The organism is Microcystis sp. M049S2 (genome assembly GCF_020245625.1).
Taxonomy (GTDB): domain Bacteria; phylum Cyanobacteriota; class Cyanobacteriia; order Cyanobacteriales; family Microcystaceae; genus Microcystis; species Microcystis ichthyoblabe_A.
Genome location: NZ_JADBUN010000020.1, coordinates 1 through 15701, shown reverse-complemented (window position 1 = coordinate 15701; position 15701 = coordinate 1). Strand labels below are relative to the sequence as shown.

Genomic DNA, 15701 nt, shown 5'->3' with positions numbered 1-15701 from the left:
TCAATGTTTGGTCTTATAGGTCATCTTACCAGTTTAGAACACGCCCAATCGGTCGCCGACGATCTAGGTTATCCTGAATATGCTAACCAAGGATTAGATTTTTGGTGCGCTGCCCCCCCGCAAATTGTCGATGATTTTCATGTCACCAGCATCACGGGGCAAACCATCAGAGGAAAATATATCGAATCCTGTTTTTTACCAGAGATGTTGTCGAATCGTTGGGTAAAGTCTGCTATTCGTAAGGTGCTAAATGCCATGGCACTCGCTCAAAAAAGTGATATCAATATCACCGCACTCGGCGGTTTTTCTTCAATTATTTTCGAGGAGTTTAATCTCAAAGATAATCGACAGGTGCGCAATATCGAGCTAGATTTTGGCCGTTTTACCACCGGTAACACCCACACCGCTTACGTCATCTGCACTCAGGTGCAAACCCTCGCTGACAAAATGGGCATCGATTTAGCTCAATCTACCGTCGTGGTTTGTGGGGCCACCGGAGATATCGGCAGCGCCGTTTGTCGTTGGTTAAATGAAAAAACCGATACAAAAGAACTAATCTATGTGGCACGCAATCAAGAGCGTTTACAATCTCTCCAAGAGGAGTTAGGACGCGGTAAAATTCTCCCCCTAGAGGAGGCTTTACCCCTGGCTGATATCATTGTTTGGGTGGCTAGTATGCCTAAAGGGGTGGAAATTGATCCAGATAAACTCAAGCGCCCCTGCATTATTATTGATGGTGGTTATCCGAAAAATTTAGGCACGGTGTTAAATGCCCCCGATATTTCGGTGATTAAGGGCGGCATTGTCGAGCATTCCCTCGATATTGACTGGAAAATTATGAAAATCGTTAATATGGATATTCCCTCTCGTCAAATGTTTGCCTGTTTTGCTGAGGCGATTTTATTGGAGTTGGAGGGTTGGCAAACTAATTTTTCCTGGGGACGCAATCAAATTACCGTCCCTAAAATGGAACAAATCGGTGCAGCTTCCCGCAAACACGGGTTTCAACCTTTGTTATTTTAATTCATACCCCCAACCCCCCACCGACCACGGAATTAGAAGTTTCAGGCGAAAAATAATTAGAGTAAGTGCTTGACTTTAGCGGCGGCTTGGGTTATGATTGTTGCATAATGGGATGTTTGTGTTTATCTTTGACTGCTTAAATTCCAATTATGAATAAACTCTTTTAAAAATATTATCCCAAAATCTGCCCACAAAAGCAAGCAAAATTTTGCCATCAATTGTTAAGTTTTGTTAAGAAAAATAACAATAGTGGCAAGGGATAAGACTCCCTTCGCTGATCAGAGGGCTTTTGGGGGAATTATAGAGATGTAGGCCTGAATTTTAGCTTTCTAGCAAAGATGACAAAACCACTAAACCCTATGATACTAAATCTGGTTATTAAAAACTGATTATTTATTACCCCTTTTGCCTCTTGCCTTTTGCCCGTCCTGATATGTAGCCTATACTCAACGGATTTAGTATGAAAACTTGGTTAGAAGATCGCGGTATTTTACCCGCTTACGGTGGTGGGGTAATCATTGGCATTACCCTCTGTTTTTTCGGAGCGGCGACTAATACCATGGCGGGATGGTTGTATGCTATCTGTGGCACGACGATCGCTGTTTTAATTTTATCGATAATTTTACCCCGTCGTTCCCTTCTTCCTCTGAAAGTGCGTCGTCTTGCCATTGTACCCGTGAGTGCAGGAGACGATCTTAGTATTAGCCTAGAGATAGAAAATACGAGCAATCAGCCGATAAATCTGTTAGAAGTGACAGATCTGCTGCCTATAGTTCTCGATCAGCCAAAAATAACCCCAATAGAAACGATTGCCCCCAAAAGTTGCCATCGTTGGACCTATTATTTACCCACCAGTAAACGGGGTATTTATCACTGGCAAGAAGTACAATTAAGAACAGCAGCCCCTCTCGGTTTATTTTGGTGTCGTCGTTGTCAGCAAGCAGCGGCTAAAGCCTTAGTTTATCCGCAAGTTTTACCCTTGCAACAATGTCCCCTGATCGATTCCCTCGGTCAAGAAATGGAACAAAAATTAGAAAATAATCGCTATTATCAAAGGGCTAGTCAAGGACTTACCCGTAACCTGAGACAATATCGCCAGGGTGATTCTAGCCGTTTAATTCACTGGAAAACTAGCGCCCGTTTGGGAGAATTGCAAATTCGGGAATTAGAAGTGTTAACGGGGGGACAGGAAGTGATTATCTGTCTCGATACCCTCTGTGATTGGCAAGAAGACAGTTTTGAACGGGCGATTATTGCCGCTGCTTCCCTCTATTTTTATGCCCATCGTCGGCAATTAAATGTAAAACTCTGGACCGGTGAAACGGGTTTAATTCAGGGGGAAAGGGTCATTTTAGAAACTTTAGCCAGTATAGATGCAAAAGCTAGTCAAAAAAAGGCTAATCTGCCTAATTTACCGCTAATTTGGTTGACAAGTAACTTCAATTCCATTGAACAACTCACCCCCGGCAGCCGTTGGTTATTTTTCCTAGCTGCCGATTCTAGGGAGAGTCCTTCCGTCTTAATCCGACAGTTTAGCGGATTGGCGATCGAACCAGAAACTTCTCTACAACAACAATTGCAAAAACCCCCTCGTTGAGAAAATTTCTTTTCCCAGTCTAGATTGAGAGGAAATTCTCCAGAAAAAAAATACCGGTATCCCCGAAAAAGATGTTATGATAGAAAAGACTCGGACTCATGCGATCGCAACGCCTTAACCTTGTCAGGACCGGAAGGTAGCAGCAATACGGGATGCTTGTGACTGGCGTGATCTCCGGGTCTTTTTGTTGCCTGTGACGGTCGCTGTTGTGAACGCTTTCAAAACTTTTCGATCGCTTACTGGCGAAACTCGTCGTCAACTACTGATCCTCTTCGTCACGGCGCTGTTTTTCTGGATAAGTATCACCACTCTTGTCCCCACTCTCCCCACCTATATTAAATCCCTAGGCGGTAGCAAACAGGATATCGGTTTTGTCATGGGGGCCTTTGCCATCGGTTTAATTGTATCGCGCAGTTGGTTAGGCAATCTAGTTGATCGCCGCAGTCGCAAATTAGTGGTTTTATTTGGAACTATTGTCGCCGCTACCGCACCCCTCGGTTATCTATTTTTTCGCGATCTTTCCTCTTTATTCGCCGTCCGCGCCTACCATGGACTCAGTATCGCTGCTTTTACCACCGGTTACAGCACCCTAGTGGTGGATTTTTCCCCCGTTCGTCAACGGGGGGAGATAATTGGTTATATGAGTTTAACTGCACCTATAGGCATGGGAATCGGTCCGGCTTTAGGCAGTTATCTCTACGAATCGATCGGTTATGACGGTTTATTTCTAGTTTCCGCCACTTCAGGAGCGATCGCCTTTCTCTTGGGTTTCTCCATTCAAGAACCCGACTTCAAGAAAAAATTAGCGGAAATGAAGGCAGAAAATCCGACAATTGAGCGCAGTTTCTGGGCATTATGTCAAGAGCGAGCTTTTTTAGTTCCTACCTTAGTTTTTCTGCTGGTTGGTACTTTATTCGGCGGTTTAGTCGCTTTTTTACCCCTGTTTCTCCTCGAAAATCAGATACCTTTCAGTGCTGGTGTATTCTACAGTTATGCGGCAGTATCGGGCGTAATCGGACGGATTTTGTCGGGAGGAGCCAGCGATCGCTATGGACGGGGTTTATTCGTCACTATTAGCGTTTTTTGCTATGGTTTATCCATGTTGGTTCTATCTTCTGCCCGATCTCCTTCGGCTTTAATTTTAGCCGCTATCCTCGAAGGTACGGGAGGGGGGATTTTATTCCCTATGTTACTGGCTTTAATCTCCGATCGCTCTGGGCCCCAAGAACGCGGCCGGGCCTATTCTATCTGTATCGGCGGTTTTGATGTGGGAACAGCCTTAGCCGGTCCAATTCTGGGGGTTTTAGCCATTTCCTACGAAACTATGTTTAGTTTATCCTCAGGATTGGCTGTTATTGCTCTCTTTCTCTTTTTTACTCTCTCTAACCCCACTATACGCCATTCTTTTCTCTTCGCTTTCGGTTTAGAAAAAGATCGTTATGCTCTGCGCGGACAAGTACAATAAAAATGATTTTAATTGCCTCATATTTTTTCAGTGAAATTGAATTAGCAACGATAGATAGGGTTTGCGGCAAAAAGTTTGTTCGTGGAGGCAGGGTGTGGGGTGTGGGGTGTGGGGAGAGGGGAGTGGCGAGTGGCGAGAATAAATAAAAGCAATTTCCTGACTGTTAACGACCGACGATCGACGACTGAAGACTAAAATAACCGATAATCGAACTACCTGAAGTATTGATCCCCGTGGTGTGGTACTGTCAATTCAGTGTATTTATTTATCCGCACTGGCTTAAGATTTGTCGCTGTTGTCATCCCCTTCTCCTGTCGCTGTTTTTGAGGCTTTCTATGACCGACATTCCTTTCACCCTAGACCAACTGAGAATTCTCAAGGCGATCGCTGCTGAGGGAAGCTTTAAACGGGCGGCAGATACCCTGTATGTATCCCAACCGGCGGTCAGTCTTCAGGTACAAAACCTCGAAAAACAGCTAAATGTGCCTTTATTTGACCGAGGCGGTCGGAAAGCCCAATTAACGGAAGCGGGACACCTACTCTTAAGCTACGGCGAAAAAATTATCACTCTCTGTCAAGAAACCTGTCGGGCGATCGAAGATCTACAAAATCTGCAAGGTGGAACCCTAATCATCGGTGCTTCCCAAACCACGGGAACCTATCTTCTTCCGCGCATGATCGGGATTTTTCGCCAAAAATACCCAGAAGTATCCGTACAGCTACAAGTTCATTCCACCCGTCGCACCTCTTGGAGCGTTGCTAACGGTCAAGTGGATTTAGCCATTATCGGGGGAGAAGTTCCCGCCGAATTACAAGAAACCCTGCGGATTATCCCCTACGCAGAAGATGAACTGGCTTTAGTCCTGCCGATTTTTCATCCTCTGTCTAAGGTAGAAATGATTCAAAAAGAGGATTTATATCGACTAAAATTTATCACCCTCGATTCCCAATCGACGATTCGCAAAGTCATTGACAAGGTTTTAACTCGTTGCGATATCGATACCAAACGCTTAAAAGTGGAGATGGAACTTAACTCGATCGAGGCGATTAAAAATGCCGTCCAATCCGGTTTAGGGGCGGCCTTTGTCTCGGTGACAGCGATCGAAAAAGAACTACAAATGGGAGTTATCCACGCGACCAGAATTAAAGATGTGGAAGTGAGGCGCACTTTATCGGTAATTATTAACCCGAATCGTTATCGCTCGAAAGCTGCCGAAGCTTTTACCCTAGAAATACTACCCCAATTCTCCACCTATCCCGAATATCTGGCTGACGACCACAACTTTGAACCGATTCCTAACTCACAAACCACGGAAATTATTAGTAAATAAGTCCATCGAGATAGGCAAAATCTCCCCCGGAACATTGAAGCTATTTCTTGGGAAAATTACTGCTGGGGTAAATTACTTTTTTATCGACTTTAATCCAATGGAGACTTTCTAAACGACTTCTAAGATTAGTAATAGTTACTCCCAACTCGTCGGCGATCGCATACAGATGTCCCCATTTTGTCAAGTCACGGCCCTTGATGGCTTTCTCTAACTCACTCATCGCCATTAGTAAACAACTGGCAAAATATTGGGCTTGCCATTCAATTCTTTGGCTAGAATCAACTGTCCGACATAGAAAAGGTTGAATTGTCTCTAGGGAATCTCCCTGATTGATTCGATCCAAAAAGTTAGAGACGGCTGTTTGATTAATATGAAGGACAAAATGACCAATTTCATGAGCTAAACTCGAATTTTTAAAACCTTCTTTTGCCAGGGATGAATTTTGAGAATCTTTTAAGAATTTTACATCTTCATTAAGAATAATTTTCTTTTCTGTGGGAATAATCATTGCGGCGATTTCTCCCTCTTGATCTGGCTTTATATCCGTCCATTCAATAGCTAAATCAAAATAATCAGCCGCTGCTTCCGCAATATCGCAATTTTTTAAGGGACGACGACGATGAGCTTTTACTTTCTTCAGAATATTGTCTGCCTGAGCTTCAATCTCTGTTTTGGGAATAAAACTATAGGGTTTAATAATATCCAAGATATTTACTCCTCTGGTTCTAATTCTGTCGCCTCAGAAATAATTTTTTTGGCAAAATTAGGATTGTCTTTCATGCGACGCAATAAAATTGGCATTTGTTGGTATTTTTGAACTAACTCTTTGAAGACTTTTTGATCATCTGAACTAATTCGTCCTGCCAATTCCCCTAATGTTTGAGCATTTAATTTTAAATGAGTCGCTAAGGACTCAATAACCTGCTGACTAGGAGGATAACCCGCATGATCATTTTCTAGCTTCGATAGATAGGTATAGTCCACCCCAATCAACTTAGCTAGTTCTCTCTGACTATATTCCTCCTCTCGACGAGCTTTGCGGATAACCTGTCCAAATGTTTCTGACACTGCTTTTCTCTCAATCGCTCAAAAAAATTATATCAAGGGTTGACTATTTCAGTCAACATAGGCTAAAGTTAGTTCATTGGCGTTGATTATTTTAGTCAACACCAGAGCAAACACTGCCGTATCATCCTAGCATTATCCTGACCGAGGGGAAAAATTGTGTCCTGTCAGTTTCCCAAAAAGCCTTGGTATCCTCCGATGAGCTATAGTCTTTGGCGATCGCTAAAACCAGCGATTGGCTATGAGAATTGGCATTGTCAGACAAAACGGGGGTTTGAAAAAGCGCGAAACAAAGAACCAGAAGTCCAAAGATTATTATCAGAAGATAATCAACCGCAAAAAATTGGTAAGTTGGCACAACGAGGAGTTTTTGAGTTTCATCAAGAGCCGGTGAGATTATCCAGTTCTGATGGGGTGGAACAAGTGGCAGAAATCCTGCAATTAAATCAAGAATCTCCAGAAATTAAAGCCAGGGTTTTAGTAATTTTAAACAATTACTATCAACAACCAATTTTATTGAATAAAGAGATTATTAATTTATCTAGAGGCGATGAAGGTTATCCAGAACCTATTGTTATCGAGCAAGGTAACTATCGGTTTAATTTGTCCGCTGCCTTTGATTGTATTTTCAGAGAAGCTGATGACACTATACATATTTTAGATTTGAAAACTGGTCAATCTAATTTTGATCGTCGTCAGGCTCATATTTATTTACTGGCGGCTAGTTACCGTTATCCTCATAAAAAAATTGTCGCTTCTTTTTACAATTTAGAAACCCAAACAAGCTCAGAAAACATCTCCCTGTCTTCCGAGGCAATGGAAGCAGTTAAAATCGAACTAGCTTTCCTGTCCAGAAAACATCAGCAACAACTACAAAAATATAAAGATCATCCCGAAGATTTTTATCATATTTTCCCGCCCCAAAGTGGCTATGCCTGTAGTTATTGTCCTTTTACATCGATTTGTGATTATGCAAATAAGGAGGTTTAGATTATGAATTACACAGCAGCTAACACAGCCAATTCCCCAACATTTTTGAGTGAAATTAGTTCCTTAACTCTCAAGAATAATTGTTTAAATTGTTTTAAGCTTAATCATCAAGTTACTAGAAAAATAGGGCATCGTTTTAGTTGGCAATTCAGTCGGAAGTTTCCCGATGTGGTGGTTATTTTTGAAGATAATTGTTTTTGGTTATTAGCTAAAGATGAAAAATCTCTTCCCTCTCCACAACAGTGGAAAGAAGCTTTATCAGATATTCAAGAGGTTTTACGAGAAGATATTGGCGATCACTATTATTCTATTCATTGGCTAAAAGACTGGCAGATAACAGCTTTAGTTACAGCACAATTAGCAGTTAGAATTCTGAAAATATTTGGTAAATTTTCCTATCCAATAGTTTTTCCCAAAGATAGTCAGATAAGTGAAAACCAAGTACAGGTAAGGAGAGAAGTTAACTTTTGGGCAGAAATCATCAATGACACCGATCCAGCTATTTGTTTAACTGTTGAAAGTAGTATTGTCTATAGTGGAGATTTAGAACAGTTTTATGAAAATCATCCCTATAGACAAGATGCCGCTAAATTATTAGTAGGTTTAAAGGTTAAAACTATAGAAACTAATGGGACAGCTAAAATTATTAAAATAGCGGGTACAATTGGGGAAAAAAGAGAGGAACTATTAACAAAAGCTACGGGTTCAATTAGTCGAAGAAAATTAGAAGAAGCTCATCTGGCGCAACCAGTGGTGGCGGTACAATTTGGCAAAAATCCCCAGGAGTATATTTATCCATTGGCAGCTTTAAAACCCTGTATGACAGATAAAGATGAGAGTTTATTTCAAGTCAATTACGGAGAGTTATTAAAGGAAACAAAAATTTCCTATGCTAAACGACAAGAACTATTAAAGTTATATAAACAGGAAGCACAAAAGACTTTAAATAACTTTGGATTTCAGTTAAGAGAAAGAAGTATTAACAGCCAAGAATACCCCGAAGTCTTTTGGACTCCTTCTATTTCTCTTGAGCAAACTCCTATCTTATTTGGTAAGGGAGAAAGGGGAGAAAAAAGAGAAACTCTCAAAGGATTATCGAAGGGTGGTGTATATAAACGTCATCAAGACTATCAGGATACTGCTCGTAAAATTCGTTTAGCTATTCTGAAACCAGCTAATTTGAAAGTGGGAGATTTTAGAGAACAATTAGAAAAGCGATTAAAACTTTATAAATTTGAAACTATTTTGCCACCAGAGAATCAAATAAATTTCTCTGTTGAAGGTGTAGGATTTGAAAAAAGAGCCAGACTGGAAGAAGCAGTTGATCAATTAATTCGAGGAGAAATTCCTGTAGATATTGCTTTAGTATTTCTTCCTCAAGAGGATCGCAATGCTGATAATACTGAAGAAGGAAGTTTATATTCGTGGATTAAAAAAAAGTTCTTGGATCGTGGAGTTATGACTCAAATGATTTATGAGAAAACTTTAAATAATAAGAGCAACTATAATAATATTCTCAATCAAGTTGTCCCAGGGATCCTAGCCAAATTAGGAAATTTACCCTATGTCCTTGCTGAACCTCTAGAAATTGCCGATTATTTTATTGGTTTAGATGTGGGAAGGATGCCTAAAAAAAATCTTCCGGGGAGTCTCAATATTTGTGCAAGTGTGCGACTATATGGAAAACAGGGAGAATTTGTTCGCTGTCGGGTAGAAGATAGTTTAACCGAGGGAGAAGAAATTCCTCAACGTATGCTGGAAAATTTTTTACCGCAAGCTGAACTAAAAAATCAGACAGTTCTCATTTATAGAGATGGTAAATTTCAAGGAAAGGAGGTTGACAATTTACTGGCAAGAGCGAGAGCAATTAATGCTAAATTTATTCTCGTAGAATGTTATAAGACTGGCATTCCTAGACTTTATAATCTTCAGCAAAAACAGATAAATGCTCCCTCCAAAGGATTAGCTTTAGCTTTATCAAATCGGGAAGTTATCCTGATAACGTCCCAAGTTTCTGAACAAATTGGTGTTCCTCGTCCCTTGCGTTTAAAAGTTCATGAATTAGGAGAGCAAGTACATTTAAAACAGTTAGTTGACACTACGTTAAAATTAACTTTACTTCACTATGGTTCTCTCAAAGACCCCCGTTTACCTATCCCTTTGTATGGAGCGGACATTATTGCTTATCGACGCTTACAAGGAATTTATCCTAGTTTATTAGAAGATGATTGTCAATTCTGGCTTTAGAGAGGAAAATCATGTAAGTAGTTAGTAGAAATTGCATAGCTGGTTTTTTGGGGGGAGCAAGCTTTAGATTTTTTTCTTGTTTCTTTGAGCGAAAAATGTCTATCATCAAAGGCGATATTATCCCGCAGTTTATGTTACCAGCGCTCGGTCAAAATCATCCCCAATCTGGTAATTATGCCCCCCTAGATAGCCATCTCTGGGCCGATGCCACCTATCCCCTCGGGGCGCATTATCGGAGCGATAGTGTCACCTTTGCCGTCTATTCTAAAAATGCCAGTCAGATTCTTCTGGAAATCTACGATCGCCCGACGGGAGAAAACGCTAAGTATGATTACTGGTTGACAAAAAACCCAAATGATGATACGTGGCGGGCAAAAATCGCCAGTATTCCCCACGGCAGTTACTACGCTTTTCGCTGTTGGGGTCCCAATTGGCAATTTGATCAAAAATGGCAAAGAGGCCACAGTAACGCTGGTTTTCGGGCAGATGTGGACGATTTTGGCCATCGTTTTAACCCCAATAAAGTCCTCTTCGATCCCTACGCGCGAGAACTTTCCCACGACTTGGAAACCCCGGCCATGATCGCGGCCGGAGAAAATGCGGGAATGTATGCCACGGGAGGGGGGAACTACAAAGGAGTGATCCAGCGGCAATACGATACGGGTAAATGGTCGCCCAAAGGTATTGTGATCGCACCGGATGGAACTTCCACCGGGATTCGTCCCCGTCTGGGTGCCGAAAAAGCGATCATTTATGAGGCCCATGTGCGCGGTTTAAGCAATCACCCCTCTGCTAGTCGTTTAGAAGATATTCTCAAGGGAATTAGGGGTTTTGAGGAAGTGGCCAACGTTCCCGACCAGTACAGAGGAACTTATGCAGGAGCCGGCTATATGGCCAAATACCTGAAAGCGCTAGGATTTACCACGATCGAACTCTTACCAGTCCAAGAAACCGCTAACGATAATAACCCCGACGATCGCCCCAGCGGTAACTATTGGGGTTACATGACCTTTGGTTATTTCGCCCCCGATCGCCGTTATGCTTATGATCGCTCCCCCGGGGGACCGACCAGAGAATTTAAGGCCATGGTCAAAGCTTTCCACGACCAAGGTATGGAAGTTTATCTCGATGTGGTCTATAATCACACCGGAGAAGGGGGCAATTGGGGCAGCAACGATGTCACCGGATTTGTTAGTTTTGGTGGTTTTGATGTGGTGGAATACTATCAACTCACCGATGAACATTATCTAGTCGATGGGGCGACAGGCTGCGGAAATCAATTAAACTTTTCCCATATTGTCACCTGTAATCTGGTTCTTGATTCCCTCACCTATTGGTTAGAAACCATGGGAGTTGATGGTTTTCGTTTTGATCTGGCCCCCGTCCTCGGCCGAACTCCTTCTAGTCATCAACGAGAAGATCGGGGCAAACAAAAACAATTCTTCCCTAAACATACTTTGTTAGAAAAGATCGAGAAATTAGGCAAGAAATACGATGCGGAAATGATCGCCGAAGCTTGGGATATCTGGGGTTACGAAGTGGGTAATTTTCCATCGGGTTGGGGCGAGTGGAATGGTCGTTATCGCGATGCAATTCGGCGTTTTTTAAAGGGAGATGGTAATACTTTTAAATTCATCGAACAGGTGAACGGAGATTATTGCAATTTTAACGACCAAGGCGGACCACAAAAATCGATCGATTTTATTGTTGCCCACGATGGTTTTACCCTGATGGATTTGGTCAGTTATAACCATAAAAATAACCTCACTCCCTGGCCCTTTGGTCCTTCCGATGGCGGCAATAATAATAACGATTCTTGGGATTCTGGGGGTGATCATGCCCTACGTCGCCAAAGATTACGCAACTTTTGGACGATTCAATTTTTGTCTCGCGGTGTTCCCATGACTGTCTGGGGCGATGAATTTGGCCGCAGCCAAAATGGTAATAATAATCCCTACAATATTGATAGTGTGGCCACTTGGAATAATTATGATATGATTGCCACCCGTTCACCCCATCTACTGCCCACGGGTTATCGGGAAGCTTATCACAATAATTTTGGCACGGGAACTAATCAAGAAGAACGCAATCCTTTATTTATTTTTGTCGCTTATATTGCTCACTTAAGAAACAATCATATAGCACTAAAACAGCGCCGCTATGGCGATATGGTTCTCGATGCAGGCAATGATGTCACCTATTTATTTAAAAAAACCGATGGGGTTAGCGATTTAACTGCCGATGATCGCTGTATTTGGTTTTTAATTGATGGTAGTGCCGTCGGCGATCACGATTTTTTGGTGTTAATTAATATGTATTATCTGCCAGTGGATTTTCGTCTTCCCCCGTCATCGAATAATTATCGTTGGCTAAGAATTATTGACACGGCAGCTTGGGCAGAAACCGATTATAATTGTTGGTCTGTGGATCAAGGGACAGTAATTGCCGATAACTATAAAGTCAATGGTTTTTCGATCGTGGTTTGCGAGGAGATTAACTGAACTACCCACAGCGATATCGGGGGTAATTTGGGGACAGATAGGGCAGCCCGCTAATATTGAGATCGAGAGCGATTCTTAGCCGATTTCTGCTATATTTTTGGCAATAGGGAAATATTGACCCCGGCTGCATCTTATGTTTTATAACCCGCACTTAGCCCAAAATTACCGTTAAATGTCTAAAACTAAAAGTAGTGTTATTATCCTAACCATAATTTGTATTATCGCCACGGCGATCGGAGTTTATCTGCTCGGTGGTATCGACTCCCAACAATTACAGATCTGGTTAAAACAAATGGGAATTATAGCCCCCATTTTGTATATTATTCTCTATACGATTGGGACAATTTTAATCCTGCCTTCTACCCCCTTAAACCTCAGTGGTGGGGCGATCTTTGGGGTAGTTATGGGAACAGTTTGGACAACGATCGCCGCTTTGGTGGCCGCTATAGTTGCCTTTGCTTTTACCCGTACTATCGGCCGGGAATATACCGCCAAAAAATTTCAGGGAAAATGGCAAGCGATCGATGCAGAAATGCAGCAAGACGGGCTATTTTATATGTTTGCTATCCGTCTATTACCGATTATTCCCTACGGTATCGTTAACTTTGTTGCGGGATTAACTTCCATCCGTTTTCGCGATTATCTCATCGGCACTTTATTAGGCACTGTCCCCGGAATTTTACCCTTTGTCATGATGGGTGCGGGTTTAAAATCTTTAGGAAAAGGCGATATATTGCCCCTAATGGTGGCTTTTACCCTCATTGCTCTGTTAGTAGGTGTGGGAACTTGGTATCGTCGTCGTCGGCAATTTCCCTTTCAGTGATCAGTTATCAGTTATCAGTTATCAGATTGGAGTTTTAAGTAGATAGTGTTAAGTGAAAACTTTGGCACTTTATTTTCACTGATCACCGGTTACTGGTTACTGTTCACCGATCACTGATCACTGATTCAAGCCTGACAACGATAAAATTAAGTTAGATTAGGAGTATCCCGACTGAATCCCCATTGCTAAGGAGATAGCGTATCGATGCCTGCCGCAGATTATAAAGATTATTATGCCGTTCTGGGAGTAGGTAAAACTGCCAGCGCCGAAGAAATTAAAAAAGCTTTTCGCAAATTAGCCGTCAAATATCACCCCGATCGCAATCCTAACAATAAAAGCGCGGAAGAACGTTTTAAAGAAATTAGCGAAGCTTACGAAGTCCTCTCCGATAGCGAAAAACGCCAAAAATACGATCAATTTGGACAATATTGGCAACAGGCCGGGCGATCAAATTGGCCGGGTGGTAATCCGGGGGTTGACTTTGGTTCGGACGGTTTTGACTTTAGCCAGTACAGTACCTTTGATGATTTTATCAACGAACTACTCGGTCGCATGGGGCGCTCCGGCGGTACTCGCCCCGGTTCCCATTCCTACGGTACTCCGAGGGGAGGATTTGGCGATTTTAGCAATTTTAACGACTTTGCCGGCGCTCGTACTCCACCGCAATCCGTCACTTCTGGTGTCTCCACCGCTAAACTGCGTCTGAGTTTTGGGGAAGCTTTACGAGGAGTACAAAAACGGGTTAATTTAGCCGGAGAAATGATCGATATCAAAATCCCCCCAGGAACCAAAACCGGTAATCGTCTCCGGGTACGGGGTAAAGGACTAATCGATCCCTTGAGTAAACAACGGGGAGATCTATTTCTCGATGTGGAATTAGAACCCCATCCTTTCTTTACTTTTGAAGGCGATAATTTAACCTGTGAAGTGCCGATTACTCCCGATGAAGCAGTTTTAGGCACAGCGATCGAAGTTCCTACCCCCGATGGCCTGGTGACGGTAAAAGTTCCCGCCGGTATTCGTTCCGGTCAATCCCTGCGCTTACGCGGCAAAGGTTGGATAGATAATAAAGGACAACGCGGCGATCAATTAGTCAAAATTGTCATCGATACTCCCAAAGAATTAACCGCGATCGAACGGGAATTATACGAGAAAATTAAATCTCAGCGTACCACCGATCCCCGTCGTCATCTCAGACAGGTGCAAATTTAGTCCCTATATCTTAATAGTGAGGGACGAAGTCTTCGTTTTGGGGAGTCAGGAGACAGGATCAGATTAGCCTATACTTCATCTTAATGAGAAACGCTATATCAGTTATCAGTGGTTATTGATTGGTCACTGTTTACTGTTTACTGACCACTGTTTACTGTCTCTGGGGTTTATAAGTGGTTAGGTGTTAACTCGTCAGTTCCCCCCCTTATCAAGGGGGGATTAAGGGGGGATCGATCTAGAATTTAACCTTACTAGCCAACCAATTAGTAATTAATTTGGGGCTATTTTTTTTCACCCAATAGAGAGCATAAATTCTGAATATAGGCTTAGAAAAACGAGCGATCGCTTTCATAATAAAATTTAAGTAACGACGATGAAACTTTTTATTAATTAAATTTAACGAACCCACATCGTAAAGACAGTCGATGATAATTCTAAAAGTCGTTTCCTCTCTTTGGAATAAACTATCTATTAACAATAGCACTTCCTGAATCCGTTGCTGTTTAAGCTGTTCCTCTTCGGAAACAGCCGAGAGAATCTGCTGCTGCTTAGATAATTTACTATCCGATGGGGTTAACATGATATGGTAAGGAAAAAATTAACTTGTTTTGATTTTATCCCTATTTGCCGATTTTGCAAGACCAACCCCCCCATCTATCCCCATTTTTACGATAACACGGATCTTTCCTCTCCCATGCCGTCTTGACTGTGATTGCTGTGATTGTGTCATGGACTGTGACTGATCGAGAAAAATAAGGGAGAATAAAATTATGAAAGCTAAAATGAGGACTGAATCATGAATGATACCTTAACCACAAGTTTACTTTAGCAGTACAGGAATTTACCACTGAAGCAATCTCTAAAATCCCTATATTGTGGCAAAAAATCAAAACCCAATAATATAATAAACTCAACCCTCATCACCCCGATTTTATCTATGGACCCCCTTACAGGAGCAGCGATCGCAGTTGGTTCGATTATTGCCACTAAAGCGTTAGAGAAAACTGGTGAAAAAGTGGGAGAGAAAGTTTGGCAACAAACAGAAAAATTTCTCACTTCCCTGAAACAAGTTTCTCCAGATACTGTCACCGCAATTGAAAAAGCACCCGAACAACCTTTAGATTATGGACAGGCAATTCTAGAGGTGGAATCTGTTGCTAAAACCCGTCCCGAATTAAGCCAAATTATAACCGAGTTGGTTGACATTGTAGAATCCGAACCTTTACCTAATTTAAAGGATATTCTTAACAATATTGCTAAGGGTTTGCAATCTCAATCCTCTGGACAAAAAACCCATATCAAAACCATTGAAAAAATTGTTAATTTTTCTCAAAGGGACATTAATATTAATGAACAAAATATCACCATGTAATGTCTTGGGTGCGTGCAATGCACCCCGACGGAACCGAAAAAAATGCCATTGTAGGGGCGAATTGCGTTCGCCCTT

General features: G+C 42.0%; 13 protein-coding genes and 1 other RNA gene. 11 read left to right on the top strand and 3 right to left on the bottom strand.

Features of this window, described 5'->3' with window-relative positions:
• Window positions 1-3 precede the first annotated feature (3 nt).
• From IM496_RS01665 to IM496_RS01645, 5 genes are all read left to right on the top strand, one after another.
• Window positions 4-1023: a long-chain acyl-[acyl-carrier-protein] reductase gene (locus tag IM496_RS01665; protein ID WP_194017058.1), complete on the top strand. Its 1020-nt coding sequence runs from the start codon at window positions 4-6 to the stop codon at window positions 1021-1023.
• A 460-nt stretch (window positions 1024-1483) separates the two neighbouring features.
• The gene (locus tag IM496_RS01660) at window positions 1484-2620 is read left to right on the top strand and encodes a DUF58 domain-containing protein (RefSeq protein ID WP_287661042.1); all 1137 of its coding nucleotides are present in this window, start codon (window positions 1484-1486) and stop codon (window positions 2618-2620) included.
• An 87-nt stretch (window positions 2621-2707) separates the two neighbouring features.
• Window positions 2708-2804: signal recognition particle sRNA small type (gene ffs, locus IM496_RS01655), an RNA gene on the top strand.
• Between the two features lie 9 nt (window positions 2805-2813).
• Window positions 2814-4085: an MFS transporter gene (locus IM496_RS01650; protein ID WP_104395633.1), complete on the top strand. Its 1272-nt coding sequence runs from the start codon at window positions 2814-2816 to the stop codon at window positions 4083-4085.
• Window positions 4086-4420: 335 nt separating this feature from the next.
• A complete protein-coding gene (locus IM496_RS01645; protein ID WP_104395326.1) occupies window positions 4421-5416 on the top strand; it encodes a LysR family transcriptional regulator in 996 nt (331 codons plus the stop codon).
• Window positions 5417-5456: 40 nt separating this feature from the next.
• Here the strand turns inward: IM496_RS01645 and IM496_RS01640 are convergent, their stop codons facing one another.
• Together IM496_RS01640 and IM496_RS01635 are read right to left on the bottom strand one after the other, a co-directional pair.
• On the bottom strand, window positions 5457-6122 hold the full coding sequence (locus IM496_RS01640; protein WP_194016573.1) for an ImmA/IrrE family metallo-endopeptidase: 666 nt from the start codon (window positions 6120-6122) through the stop codon (window positions 5457-5459).
• Window positions 6123-6127: 5 nt separating this feature from the next.
• A complete protein-coding gene (locus IM496_RS01635; protein ID WP_104395327.1) occupies window positions 6128-6484 on the bottom strand; it encodes a helix-turn-helix domain-containing protein in 357 nt (118 codons plus the stop codon).
• A 195-nt stretch (window positions 6485-6679) separates the two neighbouring features.
• Between IM496_RS01635 and IM496_RS01630 the strand changes: the two genes are divergently transcribed.
• From IM496_RS01630 to IM496_RS01610, 5 genes are all read left to right on the top strand, one after another.
• Window positions 6680-7471, top strand: a complete 792-nt coding sequence (locus tag IM496_RS01630; protein WP_353737617.1) for a PD-(D/E)XK nuclease family protein — start codon at window positions 6680-6682, stop codon at window positions 7469-7471.
• Between the two features lie 3 nt (window positions 7472-7474).
• Window positions 7475-9718, top strand: a complete 2244-nt coding sequence (locus IM496_RS01625) for a Piwi domain-containing protein (protein WP_287661038.1) — start codon at window positions 7475-7477, stop codon at window positions 9716-9718.
• A 131-nt stretch (window positions 9719-9849) separates the two neighbouring features.
• On the top strand, window positions 9850-12219 hold the full coding sequence (locus tag IM496_RS01620; RefSeq protein ID WP_353737616.1) for a glycogen debranching protein: 2370 nt from the start codon (window positions 9850-9852) through the stop codon (window positions 12217-12219).
• A 172-nt stretch (window positions 12220-12391) separates the two neighbouring features.
• Complete coding sequence (locus IM496_RS01615) at window positions 12392-13042, top strand: TVP38/TMEM64 family protein (protein ID WP_287661036.1); 651 nt, start codon at window positions 12392-12394, stop codon at window positions 13040-13042.
• A gap of 204 nt (window positions 13043-13246) precedes the next feature.
• Window positions 13247-14254: a DnaJ C-terminal domain-containing protein gene (locus tag IM496_RS01610; RefSeq protein WP_287661035.1), complete on the top strand. Its 1008-nt coding sequence runs from the start codon at window positions 13247-13249 to the stop codon at window positions 14252-14254.
• Between the two features lie 235 nt (window positions 14255-14489).
• Here IM496_RS01610 and IM496_RS01605 read toward each other — a convergent pair whose 3' ends face one another.
• Window positions 14490-14834 (bottom strand): hypothetical protein, encoded by a 345-nt coding sequence (locus tag IM496_RS01605; protein WP_002781516.1) that lies wholly within the window; start codon window positions 14832-14834, stop codon window positions 14490-14492.
• 357 nt (window positions 14835-15191) lie between these two features.
• On the opposite strand from IM496_RS01605, the gene IM496_RS01600 reads away from it, so the two are divergent.
• Window positions 15192-15626 carry a hypothetical protein gene (locus IM496_RS01600; protein ID WP_002775978.1) on the top strand — a complete coding sequence of 145 codons (435 nt, stop codon included), beginning with the start codon at window positions 15192-15194 and terminating at the stop codon, window positions 15624-15626.
• The last annotated feature ends 75 nt before the right edge of the window (window positions 15627-15701 follow it).